Source organism: Amycolatopsis sp. NPDC049159 (assembly GCF_040648295.1).
Taxonomy (GTDB): Bacteria; Actinomycetota; Actinomycetes; order Mycobacteriales; family Pseudonocardiaceae; genus Amycolatopsis; species Amycolatopsis pretoriensis_A.
This window is the reverse complement of sequence record NZ_JBEZDL010000021.1, coordinates 169,038-187,670: the sequence shown is the minus strand read 5'-3', so window position 1 is coordinate 187,670 and position 18,633 is coordinate 169,038. Positions and strand designations below refer to the sequence as shown.

The following is an 18,633-nucleotide window of genomic DNA, read 5'->3' as shown; positions in this document are numbered from 1 at the left end:
TTCCCCTAACGGCCCGGCCTGAGCCGTCCTTCGACAAGTCCCGCGAAGCCTAGCCGGACCAGCTCACGACCCGTTTCGGCCGCCTGCCGCAGAACGGCGTCGAACGCGGCGAGGTCGCGGAAGACCCGGCCGTGTTCGCGCTGGACCGCGATCGGGACCCGCGGGACCCGCACGCGCCTGCTGTCGATCCGGGTCGAGGCGGACGCGGCGGGCAGGTCGGCCGCGCGCAGGCAGCCGGCCAGGAAGTCCGCGTCCAGCCGCCCGGGGTCGACGCGGTACACGGTGAGCCCGGCGCCGACCGGTCCGGTCGGTCCACTGTGGACGTACGCGATCCCGGTCACCGACGCCACGACGTCGCCCGCTTCGGCGAGCGGGTGCTCGGCGTCCGCGCGGGCCGCCGCGTGCCGGACCTCGACGACCCCGGCCTTGACCAGCTCGCCGATCGTCGTGAACGCGGGCTCACCGTCGGCCGCTTCGAGCGGCGGCAGCTCGGGGACGAGCTCGGCGAACCGGCCGCGTACGGCCTCGAAGGCCTGCCCGGGATCCTCGTCGCTGGTGCGGCGGTGGGCCGGCGTCAGGTCGACGTCGTCGTCGAGCAGGTCGATGATCCGGGCGCCGGATTCCGGGTGCGCGCGGAACTCCCGCCACATTTCGTCCACTGTGGACAGTTCGTCGCCCGCCTCGCCGAGCAGCACCGTGGACGGCGGGCGTTCGCCGGGGACCGGCCGCCGCAGCAGCCAGAGGTCGGGCCCGGCCGGCGGCAGCGTGACGACCGCGCGGACCGCGCCCGCGCGCAGGAGGTTGCCGCGGATGCGCTTGCCGCTGCGCCGCCCGGCCGCCGCGCCCGGCATCAGGATCGCCACCGCGCCACCGGGTTCGACGTGGGCGAGGCAGTGCTGGACCCAGGCGAGCTCGGGTTCGCCGCGCGGCGGGAGGCCGTACTCCCAGCGTTCGTCGCCGACGAGTTCGTCGTGGCCCCAGGCGCGTTCGTTGAACGGCGGGTCGCACAGCACGGCTTCCGCGGTCCGGCCGGCGAAGGCGTCTTCGCGCAGCGCGTCGACCGGGTGGACCTCGGCCTCGATGCCGCGCAGCTTCAGCCGCAGCCCCGCGATCGACGCCGTCATCGCGTCGCTGTCCTGCCCCAGCACGGCTTTCGCGCCGCTGGCCAGCGCGAGCGCGCCGAAGCCGCAGGCGGGGTCGAGGATCGTCGAGACCGGGCCGACGAGCCGCGCCATCAGTTCGGCGATCGGCTCCGGCGTGGCCGACAGCCGCCGCGAATGCGCCTCGAAGTACCGGCGGCACAGCAGTTCGAACGCTTCGACCGGGCCCGCGCGGTGCGTCATCTCGCTGAGCAGCGTGAGCAGCTCGGGGTCGTCGAGCTCGCGGTCGAAGGTGTCGACGAGGCCGGCCTGGAAGGCGAAGAAGACGCCGGCACGGCTCACGCGTTCGGCGAGGTCGAGGTCGTCGCCGAGGGCGCGCAGGCGCTGCCAGGCGCGTTCGCCCTCGCTCAGCTCGAACGGCTTGCCGCGGGCGGCGAACCAGGCGGCGACGGCGGACAGGCCGAACAGCGGGCTGGACGCCGTGCCGCCGACCGGCTGCGGGAAGTCCGGGTAGCGGCGGCGCCAGTTGCTCACCGCGGCCCGGCCGACCCCGGCGAGCCGCGCGATGTCGGCCGCGCTGACCGTGGCGTCGTCGTCCATGGCGAGGACTCTATCGGAGGATGCTCCATTCAGCCGACATGGTTGTGAACTCAGTCAACCAATGCTTACATGGGGAACATGACACACGATCGGTACGTCCTGCGGTACGCCGCGGGGTCGGACGTCGGGCAGCGTCGCCGGATCAACGAAGACGCGGTGTACGCGAGTTCCCGCCTGCTGGCCGTCGCCGACGGCATCGGCGGCCAGCCGCACGGCGAGGTCGCCAGCGCGACGGCGGTGGACGTGCTGCGCGAGCTCGACGTCGACCTCCGGCGGGTGGACCTCACCGGGGTCGACCTGGCCGCGACGCTGACCGGCGTGGTCAAGTCGATCGACGACCGCCTGCACGAAGTGGCGGCGCAGGAGCCGGAAACCACCGGCATGGGCACGACGTTGACGGCCCTGATGTTCGACGGCATCGAGTTCGCGGCGGCCCACATCGGCGACTCCCGGGGGTATCTGCTGCGCGACGGCGAGCTGCGCCGCCTGACCCGCGACCACACCCTCGTACAGGCATTGGTCGAAGACGGCCGGGTCGCGGCCGAGGACGCGGACTCCCACCCCCGGCGTTCGTTGCTGATGAAGGCGTTGCAGACAGCGGGTTCCGGCGACCCGGACATCTGGACGTTCCCCGCCGCCGAGGGCGACCGCTACCTGCTCTGTTCGGACGGCCTGAGCGGCCCGGTCAGCGAACCGAAGCTGCGAGAAGTCCTGTCGGCGCCGACCGACCCGGCGGAAGCGATCCCGGAGCTGATCCGCCTGGCCAACGAGGGCGGCGGACCGGACAACATCACGTGCGTGGTGGCCGACGTCACGCGCTGACCCACCTTCGAGACGCGGGAAGGGCATCCGGTATCGTCTCCTGCGGAGGATTGGCCGAGCGGCCTAAGGCGCACGCTTGGAAAGCGTGTTGGGTTCACGCCCTCGCAGGTTCGAATCCTGTATCCTCCGCCGTTTGATCAGGCGAAACGCCGGGCCGCGCGCCCGGCGTTTCGTCGTTTCCGCCCCCGTGCCCCGAAAACCGGTGGCCTGCCCCGGATCCGCACCCCTGACGTCCGGCGAGTTCGACCGCGCCTTCACGGAAGCCCGCCTCGCCGAAGTCCGCCGCCTCCTCGACGAGCCATGGCTCGAAGAACTGGCGGGCCACCCCGGCGACGCCCTCGACGCAGCCTGCGGAACCGGGCGCTACTCGACCATCCTCGCCGCGCGCGGGCATCGGGTGATCGGCGTGGACAGTTCGCCCGGCATGCTCGCGCGTGCCCGGGAACGGGTGCCCGGCGCCGACTTCCGGCTCGGCGACCTCACCGATCTTCCCGTCGACGACGCCTCGGTCGATCTCGTCACCTGCGGCCTCGCGCTGACCCACGTCGCCGACCTCGGTCCCGTGCTCGCGGAGTTCGCCCGCGTCCTGCGGCCGGGCGGGCACGCCATCCTGTGCGACGTCCACCCCGAGTCCGTCACCCGCGGCTCGATCCCGTCGCTGCGCGGCCCCGACGGCCGCCCCGGCCGCCTCGCCTCGCACCGCCACCTCGTCGGCGACTACCTGCGCGCCGCACTCGCGGCCGGGTTCACCCCGCTTCGGTGCGAAGAACCTCGCCCGCAGGCGAAGGCCCCGGCCCCCGCGACGACCGAGCCGGGCCCGTGGGAGCTCTGGCCGTGGAGCCTCGCCGCCCTGGTGCCGGACGCGGCCCGCGCGGCGGCGCGGGACGTGCCGGCACTGCTCGTCTGGGATTTCCAGCTGCGCGACAGGTAACTCTCCGATCGGCGTCAAGGCGCAGTACTCACCGCTAGGACAGCCATAAGGCAGACCCGTGATCGACCCGGCCCCGGACGTCCCACGTCCGGGGCGTTGCTGATTCCCGACCCCGACCACTCGGCAAAGTCGGATGATCACGCCGGGTAGTTGGATCATGCGGCTCAACGGCGCCGACCTCCATCTCGCACAGCTCGACCGACGGGTTTACCGAACGAGTGAGAAGGGTGAACCAGTGATGACCACGCAGCCCGCCCCGACCCCCAACCGGGAGCCGGACCGCGCTACGCCGCTTCCGTCCTCTTGGCAGTCGGGCTACTCGGCGTTCACGTCGACTTCGGGCCGTTCCACTTGAGCCCGAACGGCCCGACCACGGCGATCCACGCGCCGTCAACGCTGCTCACCGGAGATTTTCGGCGCCCGAAATGTGAAACCTCTTCGGTGCTGCGCTTTTCCGCTCGGGCACGTGGAGTCACGAGCAGGGCTGGGCGAAACGGGTTACTCCGCTCGCGCTAGTCTCAGCCCCACCTCGCCCGCCCCCTGTCGAGAAAGGCCAGCAGTGGTACGAAAACCGCTCTGACCTGGGGTGGCGCTGGCCAGCGACTTCAGTGCGCGGTACTGGTGCCGGGACGACCCCCGCACAGACCGTGATCGGCCCGGCCCCGGACGTCCCACGTCCGGGGCCTTGCTGATTCCGGACCCGCGATCACTCGGCAAAGTCAGATGATCACGCTGAGTCGTTGGATCTGTTTCAATGGAACCGTCCCGCACTTCACCAGAGATTTTCGAGGAGTAGAGGCCCGATGGCCGGAGTCGAAGAGATCCGCGCTGGCATCGCGCTCGCCAACGAAAAGGCGTCCGCGAGCATCGCCGCTCTGCAACAGGCAGCGCAGTCTCTCGAAGAAGCCCAGCAGTCGCTCGCACAAGCGACGCAGGGCAGCAGCCAGCACGAAGTGAGCCAGGCGCACGGACTGCTGGCGGAAGCCCTGCAAGGCATCAACGGTCTGCAGAGCACCGTCCAAGCAAGCATTTCCTCAGCTGACTCCTACTCGGCGCGTCTCTAGCCGGATGACGCTCGCCGAACTCCACCAGCTGCTGACCTCGGTCGTGGCTGGGCTCGCCGATGCGCGCGCCCACTCCGAGCGGGCCACGAGCCTGCTCGGGGAAGCCCGGCAGGCGCTCGTGGACGCCCAGGCCAAGGCCGATCCCTGGCTCCCTTCGCAGTACGCCCAGGCGGGCGAGGGGCTGGATCAGCTCCTCGTCCGGCTGGCCGCTGCCGAAGACCTGGTGAGCGGATACCGGTCGCGCCTGTAATCCTGCTAGGGACACTTTTTCTTGGGGACGCAGATGGCCAACAAGTCAGCCGAGCAACGCAACCGCGTCGAAACCGCACTCGACCGGGTCCGCCATCAGATCGGGTTGGTGCTGGGCGCGGCGGCCGGGGCGCGTCAAGCCGCCGAAGCCGACCTCGCCAAGCTCGAACTGGAACGGGACATCGTCCACGTCGGCATGAACCACGCCGGCGCCGAGCAGCAGAACGAATGGTCCCGCCACCCCGCCGCGCACGAAGTGTTCGGCGCGCTCGGCAGTGTGCGAAGCGCTTTCTACACCGACTGGAGCCAGGGGCCCGCGACGCTGCGGGACCTGGTCGCCCACAACGCACCCGGTGCGGCCGGCCTGCCGCCGGGCGACTGGCTCGGCACCGTCGGGCACAACCCCGGCCTGACGTCGCCGGGGCTGTGGCGCGTCGGTTCGGCCACGGCCGCCGGCAACGACCCGACTCGCACCTTCGACGTCGCCGTCCCGTTGCTCGACGAGTCGCACCTGGCGATCTCGTCGGCGCCCAAGACGCGGCCGGCGATCGACGGGATCGTGCAGAACCTGCTGGTCCGCGTGCTCTCGACGTTCGAGCCCGGCTCGGTGCGCGTGCACCTGTGGGACATCGGGCAGCTGACCGCGATCCTGCCCGACCTCTACCCGCTCAGCCACACCAGCGCGCTTTCGCTGTACGACCCCGGGCGCCTCGAGGACCTCCTCGACGAGCTGGCCGGCCACATCCGCCGGATCCACGCCAACAGCATGTCCGCCGGGTACACGTCGTTGCGGGAGATGCGGCAGAAGACGGAGCAGCGGGGCGAGCCGTTCCGGATCGTCGTGCTGTACGGCAACGGCGAAACCCTCGAACCCGAACGCGCGCGCGACCTCAAGCGCGTCGCGAGCGGCGCGCTGGCCGCCGGGATCTGCCTGATCATGGTCGACGTGCCGACCGCCGTGAGCGCGCCGGTCGAGACGCTGAGCCTCACCGACGACCGCCACGCGATCAGCAGCATGACCGGCACCGACCTCCTCGTCGACCTCGATCCGCCGATGCCGTCCGGGCAGGTCATCCGCGCCATCGACAAGATCGCGAAGGCGCTGATCGCCAAGCAGGGCGGCCCGCGTTCGTTCGACGACCTGTTGCCGGCGGAACTGGGCCACGAGACCTCCGCGCGAGAACTCCGTGCCCCGGTCGGGTTCTTCGAAGGCGAGCCGGTCGAGGTCGTGATCGGCGACGCGAGCCCGCACGTCCTGATCGGCGGCCCGTCCGGTTCGGGCAAGACCAACTTCCTGTACGCGCTGCTCGGCGGCATGGCCGCGCGGTACACCCCGGACGAGCTGGCGCTGTACCTGCTGGACTTCAAGGAAGGCGTCTCGTTCGCCGGGCTGGCGCCGGGGCGCAAGGACGCGAGCTGGCTGCCGCACGCGCGGCTCGTCGGCGTCAACGTCAACACCGACCGCGAGTTCGGCCTGGCGCTGCTGCGCTTCCTGGCCGACGAACTGCGCCGCCGGTCCGCGGCCGCGAAGGAGCACGAGGTCACGAACCTCGCCGACCTCCGCGAAGCCGACCCCGGCGGGCACTGGCCGCGGATCGTCGCGGTGATCGACGAGTTCCAGTACCTGTTCGCGGGCCGCGACCAGGTGACGGCGACGGCGACGCAGCTGCTGGAGGACATCGCGCGACGCGGGCGGTCGCAAGGCATCCACCTGGTGCTGGCCAGCCAGGACGTCGCGGGCATCGAGGCGTTCTGGGGCAAGCCGGCGGTGTTCGAGCAGTGCACGCTGCGGATCGCGATGCCGAAGGCGCGGCGCGTGCTGGCCGAGACGAACAACGCGGCGGTGTCGGCGCCGAAGTGGCACGCGGTGATCAACCACGACTCCGGCGTCGCACACGGCAACCAGCTGGCCCACGTGCCGGACGCGAGCAGCAAGAACGTGTTCGTGCGGCTCCAGCACCGGTTGTGGGAGCAGTACGCGGGCCACTTCCCGCGCCCCCGCCTGTTCGACGGCGCGCACCAGCCGATCCTGGAACAGTTCCCGGCGTACCTGGACCTCAAGCCGAACTCGAAGCCGCGCGCCCTGCTCGGCCAGTCGATCGACGTGACCGAAACGGCGTGCGGCGTGGACCTCCCGCGCGCGCCGGGCCGCAACGTCGCGGTGCTCGGCTCGGCCACCGCGGAGGCACTGTCCATCATGGACTCTTCCGCGCGTTCGCTGTCCCGGCAGTACGAAAACGGCGAGGTCGAGTTCGTGCTGAGCTGCCCGATCGAGGCGTGCGCCCCGGCCGCGTGGGAGCTGACCGAGCGACTGCGCGAAGACGGCCACGCGGCTTCGCTGGTGGACGACCTGACCGGCGTCCTGGAATCGATGACGGGCTCGATCTCCGGCGGCGCGAAGGTGCTGCTCCTGTACGGGGTGGACGCGGCGCTGCCGGCACTGGAGACGAAGGCGGTCGGCCAGCTGAAGAGCGGGCTGGACCACCTTCGCGTGATCCTGAAGCAGGGCCCCGGCCACGGCATCCACACGATCGGCTGGTGGCGCAGCATCGCCCGGCTCAAGGACACGCTGGGCTTCGGCGGCACCGACGACATCGGCACGTGGGCGGCTCTCGACGTCCAGGGCAACGAGCTGTCCCCGTTCGCGGCGGGCCAGGTGGTGCACTGGTCACCGCGCCCGGGCCGCGCGTTGTTCTTCGACCGCACGACCCACGGCGCCCCCGAAGTGATCATCCCGTTCCAGCGTCCGGAGAACGCCCAATGACCGACGACGGCGCCACCGCGGCCATGCGGTACAAGGAGATCATCGCCCTCTCCCGGGGCTCGGCGGAGAACCTGCGCGAGTGGGAACTCGCCCGCGAAGCGGCCCTGACCGCGGAAATCGAGGAAGCCCGGACGGCCATCGAGGTGGCCACCGAGCGCGAGAACCGCGCGGCCGAACGCGCGACCCGCTGGTGGAAGATGGCCCTGCACAACATCCAGGGCCTGATGTGGCTCGACCCGGGCGACGAACCACGTCCGGTCACGACCGCACGGGCGGCGTACCTGGAGCGGTACCTCGAGGAGGTCAAGCCGAGCTACCAGGAGCTGGTGCAGGCGGTACTGGCGTTGGGCTGGCGCGCCAAGCGGGCGGCGTCGAAGCAGCGGGGAGAGCAGCCCCCGCCGGCCTAGACGTCGAAGACGGTGTCGTAGGGCTCGTAGTCCTCCACGGGTTTCCCGATGGTTGCCCCGCGAATGGCAGCGGTGATGGCCCGGCTGAGCGTGGCGGCGTCCAGCCGCATGGCTTCGGGTGCCAGCCGCACTTCGCTGACTACTCCGTCCGGCCCGGCGACGACGGTGACGCACCGCTCCGGCGCGACGGCGCTCAGGAGGCGCTGGTTGTCGGCCTTGCGGTCTTCGATCTGCCTGAGCTGCCACCGCATTTCCTCGATCAGTTGTGCGTTGTCCATGACCTCCCCTGGTGCGGCGCGTAGACGAACTCGTAGTACTTCCCGAAGTGGTGCTCGATCAGGCCGTAGCCCCTGCTGTTCGCGACCCCGTACAAGTCCGGCCTGCTCAACCCCAGCTCGACCATCCGGATGGTCACCCGCTCCCGGCCGTCGAGGCGCGCGGCCAGCTCCGCGATCTGTTGTTCGCGAGGCCGCCGGCCCCGCGTGACCCGGACGATCGTGATCGTCAGGACGAGGGCCATGAGGCCACCGCACAAGAACACGATCAGCAGGGCGAGCAGCGGCGCGGCCAGCTCGGTCATCGCCCCACCTCGCCGCTGCGGAGACTCCACGCGACCTTCGCCGTCGCCTCGGCGACCGCCGGCCAGGCGTCCTCCGACTCCGCGACCACCGAAAGGATCACCACGGACCGGCCGTCCGGCAGCGGGATCTGGTACTCGGCCTTGGTCTGGGTGCGCACGTCCGCTTCGGGAAAGCGGAACTCGCCCCCGCTGAACGCGACGATCGCCGGGCCGATCGGCAGGCGCACCGGCTGCACCACCGCGTACTTGTGGCGGCTCCGGTACTGCTCGGCCATCGCCGCCACCAGCGCATCGGGGCTGCCGGGCGCCGGCTCGGGCCACTGGACGACGCCCAGCGTCAGGGTCGCGACGTCACCCTTGCGCCGGCCGACCGCGAACTTGCCGAACACGCGGATGCCATTGGCCTGCATGGCCGGTACGAGAGCCATGAGGTAGCTGCCGAACTCCTCGACCGTGGTTCCGGCGCCGTCCGCCAGGTTTCCGGCGATGGTCCAGGCGTGGCCGCGGTTCATCTTGTCGTCGGTGCCCACCGGCATCCCGGCGAACCCGGGCGGCAGGTCGATTTCCAGCGGCATCAGTTCCACACCTCGTCTTCCGCCCGCGCACGGCGACGTTCCGGTGCGTTGTCCGCCTCGACCCCGGCGTGGGCGGCGTTCCAGTACGCCAAGCCCGCCGGTGAAAGCCCGACCACGGCCAGCTGGTTCGCGTCCTTCGGCTTCCAGTAGTTGATGAAGTCGCCGATCGGGCCTTCGAACCCCTTGCCCATGGCATCGGCGGCGAGCTCACCGCCGACCTGTTCGCCGACCAGGCCCCATCCCCCGAACGTGACCACCTTGGCCGCCGAGTCCGGCACCACCAGTCCGGCGATGGACGTGACGGCACCGAGAGCGTCGAACGTGAGGGTTTCGGGAGCCACGTCGGCACCGGCGACCTTCGCCAGCGAATGGCCTTCCAGCGCCGCGACGCCGAAGCCCGCGGCCACCGCGCCCACGATCACGCCCGCGGGATCGGGCACGAAGTCGCTGGCCACACCGAGAATGTTGCCCACATCCCCGGTCACGTCCGAGAGCTTCGACAGCAGCTCAGCGTGGTCCTGGACGAAGTCCCACGCCTGCTCCGCCCCGTCGGCGAGGGTGTTCGACAAGTCGACGAGTGCCCCGCCGACCGCGTCGCTCAGCTTGTCGAGCACGTCCGGCTCGTCCGGCGCGAGCTCCTTCGCCGTCCGCAGCGCCGCCGCGACCCGGGCCGCCGCCTCCGTGTGCTCTTGCTGGAGTCGCTTCGCGGCGTCCTGGACGTTCTGGCAGCCGTCGATCGCCGTCTGGAGCTGCTGACCCGCGTTGTCCAAGAGCCGCTGCGCGATCCGCAGCGACGGCTCGTCCGGGAACGTCCGGTTCGCCAGCGCCAGGTCCGGGTTCGCGCGTGCCTGCTCCGCCGCCCGGGCCGCCGCCTCCGCGCGGGCCTCCAGGTCAGACGCGCGTTTCTGCAGGTCACCGAGGTGCCGCGCCCACTCTTCCAGCGCGTCGGCCGCGTCGCTCATCGAGCGAGCCGCGCCCTCGAGGTACTGCGGCAGCGGGCCCAGACGCCGGACGAACGCCTCGCTCGCCGCACCCTGCCAGACGCCCTGCTTGCGGACGATCCGACGGAGCGAGTCGTCGGCCTCGGTCAGGTCGGTGCTCACCGCCCGGTACTTGGCCGCCAGGTCGGTGACGCCGTCGAGGTCACCCGGCGCCGGGTCGAAGCCCAGGGCCGGGAAGTCGCGGGCGCTCACCGGCCGAGGCCGTTCAGGAGGTCGGTGATGCCGCCGGTCGCGCCGCCACCGGGCGGACCTTCGCCGCCCGGAGGCGCCAAGTCGCCGATCGGCACACCGCCCCCGAGCACGGCAGAGCCGTACCTCCCCAGCTCGCCGCCGAACTCGGCTTCGATCCTCTCGTACCGCTCCTTCGCCCGCTCCAGCCGCTCGGTGACCCCCGAAGCCGCCTCCCCGAGCCGCCCGATGCCGAACCCCCAAGCGTCCTCGAACTCGATCCCCGCCTGGCCCAGTTCGGCCGTCCCCAACGACCCGAACGCCCCACCGCCCCCGAGCTTCCGGTTCGCGTCGGCCATCCGCCCCGCCACCGTGCCGAGATCGTCGATGAGCCTGCCCAGCTCACCCACCTTCACCGCGTACCCGTCCACGCCACCCTCCCCTGAGGTCCCGTCACCAGTAAAGACGGCAGCGCGCGCGATGCGGTTTCCTCGTCACCCGAAGGTGTCAAAACACAAAAGGCCACCTCCGGGCGATGCGCCCGAAGGTGGCCTCCTGCAAGGAGAACTACTTGGCGAAGATCTGATCCAGGTAGTCGAGCAGGTCGTTCAGCGCGTCCAGGACCGCGTTGCCCGCGCCCGGCCGGAACCGGATCACCTGCGGGTCGTGGTCGCTGGCCTGGTCGGCGAACTCCGCGTTGATGTGGACGACGTCGTAGTCCACCCCGCGCGGTGCCTTCGACGCCAGGATGTGGTCCAGCACCTGCGACTGGCCCTCGAACACGTAGCTGTACCGCTCGGCTTCCGGCACCGAAGCGATCAGGTCCTTCAGCGCGCCACCGGCGGTGAGCGTCTGGACCGCCGGCGAGAACGGGTAGTCGTTCAGGTCGCCCGCCACCACGATGTTCGCGCTGCGATCGGCCGCCAGCAACGAATCGACGAACCCGCGCAGCACCGTCGCCTGCTTCGCGCGCTGCACCTCGGAACTGCGCACCGGCGGCTGGAAACGGCCGTGCGTCGGCTGGTCGCCGCCCTTGGAGTTGAAGTGGTTGGCGATGACGAAGACCGTGCGGCCCTTGAAGACGAACTCGCCCGCCAGCGGCTTGCGGCTGGTCGTCCAGGCTTCGTTCGCCGGGTCGACGCGGCCCGGCGACGCCGTCAGGTGCGTCTTCCCGTGCTCGCGGACGACGCCCACCGCGGTCGTCGGTGTCCCACCCGGACGGTCCACAAAGGACACGCGCGCCGGGTTGAACAGGAACGCCACGCGGATGTTGCCGCCCGGCTGGCCGCCGTCCTGGTCGTTCACCGGGTCGATCGAGCGCCACTGGTAGCGCGGGCCGCCCTTGGCGACGATGGCGTCGGTGAACTTCTGGAGCGTCTGGTCCGCCGCGACGGTGCCGTCGTCGGTCGCGCCCGTGTTGTCCTGGATCTCTTCCAGGTTCACGATGTCCGGCGTCGCCAGGTGCGTCACGATCGCCTCGCCGAGCCGGTCGTACTTCGCCTGCGGGTCACCCGGGGCCAGGTTCTCGACGTTGTACGTCGCGACCGCGAGCTCGCCCGTCCGCTGCTTGCGCGTGGTCTCGCCCTGCAGCCCGTTGTCCTTTTCGGTCCCGAGCACACTGGCGAACAGCGTGTAGCCGCCGAAGTTGCTGTACTCGACGGGACCCGACGTCGTGCCGGTCAGCACGTCGCCGACGTTGAGCTTCGGGAACGGCCGCTGGTCGAACGGGATCAGCGACGACACCTTCAGGACGCCGCTGTTGAGCTGGTCGTAGCCCAGGTAGACGCTGCCGCCGCGGACGGACCGGTGCTGGTCCGGCTTGGACGTCACGTACAGCTCGTTGAAGGAGTTCGACGGGCCGACGACGCGGGCGTCGCTGACCGAAACGACCTCGCTCTCGTGCGACTCCCAGAAGTCGAGCGCGTACTTCGCCGGCTCCAGGGGAAGCGGCTCGATGTTCCCGCCGGGCGACGGCGCGTACGCCGTCGGCACGGTGTCCGGGTTCAGCACGGTCGGCGCCGGCAGGGCGTTCCCGTGCGAGTCGACCGTCCACTGTGCACTGCCCAGCTCGGTGAGCGACTGGTAGTTCGACGTCGCCGGCGCGTCCGGGTAGAACTCGCGGACGGTGCCGGTCGCGGTGACCGCGTCGCCGACCGCGACGGCCGGGCTGGTCGAACCGGTGAAGACGAACAGGCCCTCGCTGGTGCGCGGGTCGGTGTCCGGGTTCGGGTCGGTGAGCCAGAAACCGCGCGACGAACCGAACGCCCGGGTCGCGGTGACCACGCCGGTGACGCCGCTGACCTTCTGGTCCTTGAGCGGCGAAAGGCGCGTGGTGCCCTGGATGTCGTGGATCTTGGCCGGGGTGCCCGGTTCGCCCGGGTTGCCGCCGCCGGTCGTTTCGCCCTTGGTGTTCGTCGGGGACGGGTCGCCGACGGTGAAGTCGGCCGCGTTGTCGTCGGTGTCCACGAGGGACGCGCCGCGCGCGACGGACGTCGAGTTGGCCGGCGCCGCCGTCGGGTTGCCTTCGCGCACGGTCGCCGCGCCGAAGCCGACGACGTCCTTGACCCGGGCGTCGGCCGCGCAGTCCGCGGCGGTCTTGCAGGTCAGCGCGGTGGTGCCGGAGACGAGGGCGATCGTGCCCGCGGTCGCGGACATCGCGATCGTGCCGGTCGCGTCCGGTGTGGGCAGCGCGACGGTGCCGCCGGTGCCCTTGCCCTCGGCCACGAGGTAGCGCCCGCCCGGGGCGACGCTGCCGGTCAGCGGCGTGACCTGCCACGTGCTCGACGGGCTGGCCGAAGCGGGCAGGTACTGCACGCTGAAGCCGTCGACGCTCGTGGCCGCCGCACCGCGGTTGGCGAGCTCGACGAAGTCGTTGGTCAACGTGGCGCCGGAGTTGCCACCACCGCCGTAGACCTCGGCGATGACCGCGTCCGCGCTGGGTGCGGCGAGCGCGGCCGGCGCGGCCACGCCGCCGAGCACCAGGCCCGACGCGACGGCCACCGTGAAGGCGGCCTTGGATCTGTGGGTCTTGATCACCCTGAGTCCCCTTTGTGCTTGAACAGTCGTGGCATAGTCCCCCGGGCAAGTGAGGAGGAGGAAGACAAAGATGCAACGATTCGTAACAACTACTTTCGTCGTCACTCGTTCGGCAGAGCAGGTTTCGTGATCACGCTGGTACTCGGCGGAGACGTCAACATCCAGGGCCGGGCCACCCCGGCGACGGCGTTCGAGCGGCTGAGCCCGCTGCTCCAGGGCGCGGACCTCCGGTTCGTGAACCTCGAGGGGCCCGTCGACGCGCAGGCCGTCGAAGCGCTGGCGTCGGCCGGTATCGACGTCGTCTCGTGCGCCAACGACCTCACCGCGATGGCGAGCCTCCCGGTCCTCGACCGAGCCGGGATCGCGCACTGCGGCGCCGGCGCGAACATCGACGCCGCGCACGCGCCCGCGGTGCTCGACCGGCCGGGCGAGAAGGTCGCGTTCCTCGCGTACACCTCGCTCCGCTCCCGCGGGCAAAGCGCGCTGCCGGACTTCCCGGGGTGCGCGCAAGCGTTTGCGACCACGGCCTACCAGCCCGATCCACGCGTTGCCGAGATCCCGGGCCGCCCGCCGCTCGTCCGCACGACGCCGGTGCCCGAGCACCTGGAGCGGCTCGTCGCCGACGTCGAACGGGCCAAAGCGGACAGTGCCCACGTCGTCGTCTCGATGCACTGGGGCCTGCCGGGGCCCGAGCTGACCGAGTACCAGGTCGCGTACGGGCGCGCCGCCGTCGACGCCGGCGCCGACCTGGTCGTGGGCCACGGGCCGCACACCATCCAGGCCGTCGAGGTCCACCGCGGCCGGCCGATCCTCTACAGCCTCGGCAACCTCGTCTTCGACTGGCCGGCGATGCGCGGGCGGCACGTCGACGGGCTGCTGGCCGGCTGCATGTTCGGCGAAGAAGCGCGGCTCGAGCTCATCCCGGTCCGGCGGAACGCGGACAACGAGTGCGAACCGCTTTCCGGGGACGACGCCGGCAAGGTGCTGCGGTACTTCGCGGACGTCTCGGCGTTGCGTTCGACCAAGGTGTCCGTCCGGGATGGAATCGCCTCGGTGTCCGGATTGGGTGTTGGTGCGTAACGGATCGCGCGCGGTCTGTAATAGCGCGGCGCACAGCTGTCACCCATCCGGCGCATCTGCCTTAAATGAAGCTCAAGGGCCGGAACAACCTGCGTGAAGCGGCGGTACGGTCTGCGTGAGCCGCCGGAAAAGTGGCAAAGACCACTCCCCGACAGCTCGCGATCGGCACGGAAACGTGGGGGAGGGAGAACGATCATGTGGGGGCTGGTTGTTCTCAGCTGCGTGTTCGTGCTGGTGCTGGGGATAGCCGCGGTCGTGGACCTTCGGGACCACGACCGCGGCGAGCACCGGGTCTAGCGCACCGCTTGCCTCGCCTTGTAGCGGCCGAGGAGCGTGCGGGCGCCGGCCAACGCGACCCGCCCGGCTCCCTTCGCGCTCGCGGCCAGCACCGTCGTCCAGTCGAAGTAGTCGCGCCACAGCACGATCCGGCCGCCTTCGACCTCGAACGTGCCGCACACCCAGAACTCCGCTTCCCACGCGCCGCGGCGCAGCACGTCGGTGCGTTCGGTGAGCACGACGTTGCCGTCCGCGGCGATGTGGTGCGTGCGCGCCTCGAACCCGGAGCCGAACCGGGCCAGCAGCCTCAGCTGCTTCTCGACCGCCGCGACGCCGCGAGCGGGCGGCAACGGCACGTTCTGGTACACGATGTCGCTCGCCGCGAACGTCAGCGCGCGGTCGATGTCGAGGTCTTCCAGGGCCTTGAGGAAACCGGTCACCACGGCCTGGGGTTCATCGGTCATGACCTCAGGCTAAAGGTCAGAACGGCCGGTCGCCCGCGATGGCGACGCGCTCCGCGATCCGGACGTGCGGGTGGTAGTCGTTGACCGCGTAGTGCTGCGTGGCGCGGTTGTCCCAGAACGCCACGGAGTTCGGCCGCCAGCTGAACCGGACCTGGAACTCGGGCGTGTGGGCCTGCAGGAACAGGTACCGCAGCAGGCGGTCGCTCTCGTCGCGGTCCATGCCGACGATGTGCGTGGTGAACGCCTGGTTGACGAACAGCGTGCGCCGCCCGGTCTCCGGGTGCGTCCGGACCACCGGGTGCTCGACCGGCGGGAACTCGTCCTGCCAGCGGGCGAGGAGCGCCGGATCGGAGAACCGGTCGAAGCCGGGGAGGTAGTCGTGGACGGCGGTGAGCCCGTCGATGCGGGCGCGGACGTCCGCGGGCAGGTTGTCGTAGGCGGCGGCCATGTCGGCCCACAGCGTGTCCCCGCCGACCGGCGGCACCTCGATCAGCCGCAGCACCGAGCCGAGCGCCGGGCTGGGCCGCCAGGTGACGTCGACGTGCCAGATGTTCTCGTAGCCGGGCATGGCCGCGGTGCGCTCGAAGCGCGTGACGGCGTCGTCGTCGCCCTTCGGGATGAACGGGTTGGTCTCCAGCTCGCCCCAGTTCGCGGCGAACGCGCGCTGCTGCGCCGGCGTGATGTCCTGGTCGCGGAAGAAGAGCACCTTCCACTCGAGCAAGGCGCGGTTGAGCTCTTCGCGCAGCTGGGGGGTGACCGGCTCGCGCAGGTCGACGCCGTCGATCTCCGCGCCGATCACCCGGCCCAGCGGCCGGATCCGGAAGAGTTCGCACGGTTCGCTTTCGACGCGGTGCAGGACGCGCGGGCCTTCGACGATGCCGCCGTCGGGCGTGACGGCCTCGCGCAGCTGAATCCGGGCAGGGATGTCTACGGACATGGTTGTGCTCCAAGGGTTTTCGGGAGTGTTCGGACGCCGGGCTCGCGTCAGGCCGGAGGCGAGCCCAGGCGGCCGCGGCGCAGCAGGAGCTCCGCGACGCCCTCTCCGATCGACCGCTTCGAGGCGCGGTCGGGCCACCGGACGGTCCTGCGTTCCGAGGTGGCGGGCATGTCCTCATGGTCCGCGCCGTCCCGCCCCGCGGTCAAGACGTCCACTTGTTGGAACGTGCCGAACGGCGCAGGTCACCGCGATGCGGGCCGCGCGGGCGCATGAGGCAAGATCTTCCACGATCGGGTGAGCGCCCTTGACGACGGAGGTCCCCATGCCGGAAGGCAGAGGCTCGCGGATCGGCAGTGAGACCCTGGAGCTCCGCTCCGTGACCGGGGCCTTCACCCCGAAGCGGCCGGACCGGCTGCGCGACGCGGCCGACCGGCTGGACCAGGCCACGGCCGCCGACGACAAGGCGGCTGGCCGGTTCGCCGAAGCCCGCGTCGACTCGACGCCGTTCGGCATTTCGCCCCAGGCCCGCGAGCTGGCGGCCCGCTGGGCGGCCGCGCTGGCCGCGCGCGAGGCCGACGCCCGCGTCCTCGGCGACGCGACGTCCGACCTGGCCGGCCGCCTGCGCATGGCGGCGGAGAGCACCCGGAGCACCGGCTTCCGGGGGCGGATCGCGGTGGCCCCGTGACCTCCCTCACCGAGGTCTTCGAACACCCGGCGCTGACGACGGCGGCGTCAGCGCTGTCTTCGCTGCGGCTGGCGGCGGGCCGCATCGGCGTCCCGGACCCGGTCGCGGCCCTGCGCCACCTGGACTGCGCCCCGGCCGCGATCCGCACGTCGGCGTCGACGGTCGACGAGGGTTCGCTGGTGGTGACCGCGGCCCAGGAGGAGTTCCGCGCCGGCGTCGACCGCGCGGAAACCGGCGGCAGCGCCGAGACGTTCGGCACGTGGGCGGACACAGTGGACGGTCAGTACGGCGCCGCCGCCCGCGCGGCCGCCGAGACGGCCGCACTGGGCGCCCGGATCGCGTCCCGCTTGGACGAACTGGCGGAGTCGGCGGCGTCGGAGGTTTCGTCGATCGCCACGGCCGTCTCGCCCTCGGTGCACGCGGTGCTGACGGGCGACCGCTCGGCCGAGGTGGTGAGCGACGTCAGCACCGCGTGCACGGCGGTGCTGCGGACGGTTTCCTCGAAGGTGGCGTCGCTGTCTTCGCTGGCGGAGGAACTGGAGCCGTTGACGACTCCCGCTGTCCAGCTCAGCTGAAGTGTTCGCGAGCCCATTCTTCGAAGGGCCGCGCGGGATGCCCGGTCACGGTGGCGACGTCGAGCGAGACGGGTTCCGGATCGTCGACGAGTGATGCCCAGTGGGCCAGTGCCGCTGTTGCGAATTCCTCGCCGAGTTGTTGAGCCAGCTGCGTTTTCGCTTGTTCTTCCGGTTGTTCTTCCCATCGGACTGGTGTTTTCAGTGCCTCGCCGATGATCTTGGCCTGGTCCGCCTGGCTCAGGGCTTCCGGGCCGGTGACGAGGTAGATCTGCCGGCGGTGGTCTTCGGTGAGGGCTTTGACGGCCATGTCGGCGACGTCGCGTTCGTGGACGAGTGAGCGTTTGGCTTGACCGTACGGGCCTTTTACGACGCCGCTTCGGGCCTGCTGCGCCCAGCCGAGGGTGTTGGTGGCGAGGCCGGTGACGCGGAGGAAGGTCCAGTCGTCGGTGACGGCTCGGATGGCGGCCTCGACGTCTCCCCAGACACCGCCGTCTTCCGCGGACATGGCGGAGAGGTAGACGATTTTCTTGCCCTTGAAGGGTTTTACGGCTTGTTCGATGCCTTCGGCGGAGAAAAAGGGCCAGAGGAGGTAGACGGCGTCAACGTTGTCGGCGGCTTCGCCGGGATCCCTGATGTCGCCTACGGCGACGTCGACGCCTTTCGGCGCCTTGGTGGGGTCGCGGACGAGGACACGAACGTCGGCGCGGGTCAGCCCGGCGACGACGTGCCGCCCGGAGTGACCGGTGGCTCCGGTGACGAGAACCTTCATGAAGTGCTCCTTGATCAGCTTGTCCCGACCACGGTCACACTTCAAGTTCCCTTCAAGTCAAGCTACTTCACCACGAAGATCAGCACGTAGCAGCGGTTCTGGTGCGCCGCACCGCAGCAGATGACGCGCTTGTCGAGCACGTCCCGGCTGAAGAGGTCGAGCTGCTGCGCCCAGACTTGCGGCAACACGCGCACGTCCGCCCCCGCCTTGTACGCCCGGTACCCGACGAGCCGGCTGGACTTGAAGCCCGCACTTCGCGCTCTCGACGTCGTAAGCGTGACGGGACCGTAGGGTTCCGCCGGGCGGTTCGCCCGTTTCTGCATTTCGACGACCAGCTGCCAGGCAAGGGCGTCGGCCGATTCGACCTGGGGCAACGGTCCGAACTGCCGCTTCGCCCGCAGCGCGTTCAACGCCCGGACCAGCCGCAGTGATACGCCGAGATCGACATCGGAAGGACTGGCCATCAGCGGTCTCCTGACAGGTCGCGACGGAAAGGAGCCACCACGCTAGGTCGGGCGATTGCCGTATGGCGAACTCCCGACCAAGGTTG

The 18,633-nt window shown here is 70.8% G+C and carries 20 protein-coding genes and 1 tRNA gene; 10 read left to right on the top strand and 11 right to left on the bottom strand.

Translation table 11 applies throughout. The features are described from left to right. Nucleotides 1–5: 5 nt before the first annotated feature. The gene (locus AB0B33_RS34670) at nucleotides 6–1,700 is read right to left on the bottom strand and encodes an N-6 DNA methylase (protein ID WP_360779678.1); all 1,695 of its coding nucleotides are present in this window, start codon (nucleotides 1,698–1,700) and stop codon (nucleotides 6–8) included. Nucleotides 1,701–1,778: 78 nt separating this feature from the next. Between AB0B33_RS34670 and AB0B33_RS34665 the strand changes: the two genes are divergently transcribed. The 7 genes from AB0B33_RS34665 (at nucleotide 1,779) to AB0B33_RS34635 (ending at nucleotide 7,937) form a co-directional block, all read left to right on the top strand. Further along, on the top strand, nucleotides 1,779–2,522 hold the full coding sequence (locus tag AB0B33_RS34665) for a protein phosphatase 2C domain-containing protein (protein WP_247017091.1): 744 nt from the start codon (nucleotides 1,779–1,781) through the stop codon (nucleotides 2,520–2,522). 44 nt (nucleotides 2,523–2,566) lie between these two features. Then, nucleotides 2,567–2,651, top strand: a tRNA-Ser gene (locus tag AB0B33_RS34660). Between the two features lie 4 nt (nucleotides 2,652–2,655). Further along, on the top strand, nucleotides 2,656–3,453 hold the full coding sequence (locus tag AB0B33_RS34655) for a class I SAM-dependent methyltransferase (RefSeq protein WP_360779674.1): 798 nt from the start codon (nucleotides 2,656–2,658) through the stop codon (nucleotides 3,451–3,453). An 803-nt stretch (nucleotides 3,454–4,256) separates the two neighbouring features. Further along, on the top strand, nucleotides 4,257–4,517 hold the full coding sequence (locus AB0B33_RS34650; protein ID WP_003056176.1) for a hypothetical protein: 261 nt from the start codon (nucleotides 4,257–4,259) through the stop codon (nucleotides 4,515–4,517). A 4-nt stretch (nucleotides 4,518–4,521) separates the two neighbouring features. Next, complete coding sequence (locus AB0B33_RS34645) at nucleotides 4,522–4,767, top strand: hypothetical protein (RefSeq protein ID WP_247017087.1); 246 nt, start codon at nucleotides 4,522–4,524, stop codon at nucleotides 4,765–4,767. A 33-nt stretch (nucleotides 4,768–4,800) separates the two neighbouring features. Next, entirely contained in the window at nucleotides 4,801–7,530 is a 2,730-nt protein-coding gene (locus AB0B33_RS34640; RefSeq protein WP_360779670.1) for an FtsK/SpoIIIE domain-containing protein, read from the top strand. Further along, nucleotides 7,527–7,937, top strand: coding sequence for a hypothetical protein (locus AB0B33_RS34635; RefSeq protein ID WP_247017083.1), 411 nt, complete (start codon nucleotides 7,527–7,529; stop codon nucleotides 7,935–7,937). Before AB0B33_RS34640 ends, AB0B33_RS34635 begins: the two co-directional genes overlap by 4 nt. Here the strand turns inward: AB0B33_RS34635 and AB0B33_RS34630 are convergent. From AB0B33_RS34630 to AB0B33_RS34605, 6 genes are all read right to left on the bottom strand, one after another. Then, nucleotides 7,934–8,215 (bottom strand): YbaB/EbfC family DNA-binding protein, encoded by a 282-nt coding sequence (locus AB0B33_RS34630; protein ID WP_360779667.1) that lies wholly within the window; start codon nucleotides 8,213–8,215, stop codon nucleotides 7,934–7,936. The two genes, AB0B33_RS34635 and AB0B33_RS34630, sit on opposite strands and share 4 nt — an antisense overlap. Beyond that, nucleotides 8,197–8,517 (bottom strand): hypothetical protein, encoded by a 321-nt coding sequence (locus tag AB0B33_RS34625; RefSeq protein ID WP_360779664.1) that lies wholly within the window; start codon nucleotides 8,515–8,517, stop codon nucleotides 8,197–8,199. The genes AB0B33_RS34630 and AB0B33_RS34625 overlap by 19 nt, the downstream gene beginning before the upstream one ends. Beyond that, the gene (locus AB0B33_RS34620; protein ID WP_360779661.1) at nucleotides 8,514–9,092 is read right to left on the bottom strand and encodes a hypothetical protein; all 579 of its coding nucleotides are present in this window, start codon (nucleotides 9,090–9,092) and stop codon (nucleotides 8,514–8,516) included. Before AB0B33_RS34620 ends, AB0B33_RS34625 begins: the two co-directional genes overlap by 4 nt. Continuing rightward, the gene (locus AB0B33_RS34615; protein WP_360779659.1) at nucleotides 9,092–10,285 is read right to left on the bottom strand and encodes a putative T7SS-secreted protein; all 1,194 of its coding nucleotides are present in this window, start codon (nucleotides 10,283–10,285) and stop codon (nucleotides 9,092–9,094) included. The genes AB0B33_RS34620 and AB0B33_RS34615 overlap by 1 nt, the downstream gene beginning before the upstream one ends. Then, entirely contained in the window at nucleotides 10,282–10,692 is a 411-nt protein-coding gene (locus AB0B33_RS34610) for a hypothetical protein (protein ID WP_360779657.1), read from the bottom strand. The genes AB0B33_RS34615 and AB0B33_RS34610 overlap by 4 nt, the downstream gene beginning before the upstream one ends. Before the next feature lie 136 nt (nucleotides 10,693–10,828). Beyond that, nucleotides 10,829–13,297 carry an endonuclease/exonuclease/phosphatase family protein gene (locus AB0B33_RS34605; RefSeq protein ID WP_360779654.1) on the bottom strand — a complete coding sequence of 823 codons (2,469 nt, stop codon included), beginning with the start codon at nucleotides 13,295–13,297 and terminating at the stop codon, nucleotides 10,829–10,831. A 126-nt stretch (nucleotides 13,298–13,423) separates the two neighbouring features. Here AB0B33_RS34605 and AB0B33_RS34600 point away from each other — a divergent pair, with 126 nt between their 5' ends. Further along, nucleotides 13,424–14,377: a CapA family protein gene (locus AB0B33_RS34600; protein ID WP_360779651.1), complete on the top strand. Its 954-nt coding sequence runs from the start codon at nucleotides 13,424–13,426 to the stop codon at nucleotides 14,375–14,377. A gap of 293 nt (nucleotides 14,378–14,670) precedes the next feature. Here AB0B33_RS34600 and AB0B33_RS34595 read toward each other — a convergent pair whose 3' ends face one another. Beyond that, nucleotides 14,671–15,117 (bottom strand): limonene-1,2-epoxide hydrolase family protein, encoded by a 447-nt coding sequence (locus tag AB0B33_RS34595; RefSeq protein WP_360779648.1) that lies wholly within the window; start codon nucleotides 15,115–15,117, stop codon nucleotides 14,671–14,673. Between the two features lie 16 nt (nucleotides 15,118–15,133). Continuing rightward, nucleotides 15,134–16,054, bottom strand: coding sequence for a TauD/TfdA family dioxygenase (locus tag AB0B33_RS34590; RefSeq protein ID WP_360779646.1), 921 nt, complete (start codon nucleotides 16,052–16,054; stop codon nucleotides 15,134–15,136). A 322-nt stretch (nucleotides 16,055–16,376) separates the two neighbouring features. Here AB0B33_RS34590 and AB0B33_RS34585 point away from each other — a divergent pair, with 322 nt between their 5' ends. Together AB0B33_RS34585 and AB0B33_RS34580 are read left to right on the top strand one after the other, a co-directional pair. Further along, nucleotides 16,377–16,739, top strand: coding sequence for a hypothetical protein (locus AB0B33_RS34585; RefSeq protein WP_360779643.1), 363 nt, complete (start codon nucleotides 16,377–16,379; stop codon nucleotides 16,737–16,739). Then, nucleotides 16,736–17,314 (top strand): hypothetical protein, encoded by a 579-nt coding sequence (locus AB0B33_RS34580; RefSeq protein ID WP_360779641.1) that lies wholly within the window; start codon nucleotides 16,736–16,738, stop codon nucleotides 17,312–17,314. The genes AB0B33_RS34585 and AB0B33_RS34580 overlap by 4 nt, the downstream gene beginning before the upstream one ends. Here the strand turns inward: AB0B33_RS34580 and AB0B33_RS34575 are convergent. Beyond that, nucleotides 17,307–18,083 carry an NAD(P)H-binding protein gene (locus tag AB0B33_RS34575; RefSeq protein WP_360779639.1) on the bottom strand — a complete coding sequence of 259 codons (777 nt, stop codon included), beginning with the start codon at nucleotides 18,081–18,083 and terminating at the stop codon, nucleotides 17,307–17,309. The genes AB0B33_RS34580 and AB0B33_RS34575 overlap by 8 nt on opposite strands. 62 nt (nucleotides 18,084–18,145) lie before the next feature. Then, nucleotides 18,146–18,547: a hypothetical protein gene (locus AB0B33_RS34570; protein WP_360779637.1), complete on the bottom strand. Its 402-nt coding sequence runs from the start codon at nucleotides 18,545–18,547 to the stop codon at nucleotides 18,146–18,148. Between the last annotated feature and the right edge of the window lie 86 nt (nucleotides 18,548–18,633).

Coding starts and splice junctions, on each gene's coding strand:
- AB0B33_RS34640 (WP_360779670.1), top strand. CDS start 4,801: ATGGCCAACAAGTCAGCCGAGCAACGCAACCGCGTCGAAACCGCACTC.
- AB0B33_RS34665 (WP_247017091.1), top strand. CDS start 1,779: ATGACACACGATCGGTACGTCCTGCGGTACGCCGCGGGGTCGGACGTC.
- AB0B33_RS34570 (WP_360779637.1), bottom strand. CDS start 18,547: ATGGCCAGTCCTTCCGATGTCGATCTCGGCGTATCACTGCGGCTGGTC.
- AB0B33_RS34575 (WP_360779639.1), bottom strand. CDS start 18,083: ATGAAGGTTCTCGTCACCGGAGCCACCGGTCACTCCGGGCGGCACGTC.
- AB0B33_RS34645 (WP_247017087.1), top strand. CDS start 4,522: ATGACGCTCGCCGAACTCCACCAGCTGCTGACCTCGGTCGTGGCTGGG.
- AB0B33_RS34590 (WP_360779646.1), bottom strand. CDS start 16,054: ATGTCCGTAGACATCCCTGCCCGGATTCAGCTGCGCGAGGCCGTCACG.
- AB0B33_RS34630 (WP_360779667.1), bottom strand. CDS start 8,215: ATGGACAACGCACAACTGATCGAGGAAATGCGGTGGCAGCTCAGGCAG.
- AB0B33_RS34620 (WP_360779661.1), bottom strand. CDS start 9,092: ATGCCGCTGGAAATCGACCTGCCGCCCGGGTTCGCCGGGATGCCGGTG.
- AB0B33_RS34585 (WP_360779643.1), top strand. CDS start 16,377: ATGCCGGAAGGCAGAGGCTCGCGGATCGGCAGTGAGACCCTGGAGCTC.
- AB0B33_RS34670 (WP_360779678.1), bottom strand. CDS start 1,700: ATGGACGACGACGCCACGGTCAGCGCGGCCGACATCGCGCGGCTCGCC.
- AB0B33_RS34625 (WP_360779664.1), bottom strand. CDS start 8,517: ATGACCGAGCTGGCCGCGCCGCTGCTCGCCCTGCTGATCGTGTTCTTG.
- AB0B33_RS34635 (WP_247017083.1), top strand. CDS start 7,527: ATGACCGACGACGGCGCCACCGCGGCCATGCGGTACAAGGAGATCATC.
- AB0B33_RS34650 (WP_003056176.1), top strand. CDS start 4,257: ATGGCCGGAGTCGAAGAGATCCGCGCTGGCATCGCGCTCGCCAACGAA.
- AB0B33_RS34595 (WP_360779648.1), bottom strand. CDS start 15,117: ATGACCGATGAACCCCAGGCCGTGGTGACCGGTTTCCTCAAGGCCCTG.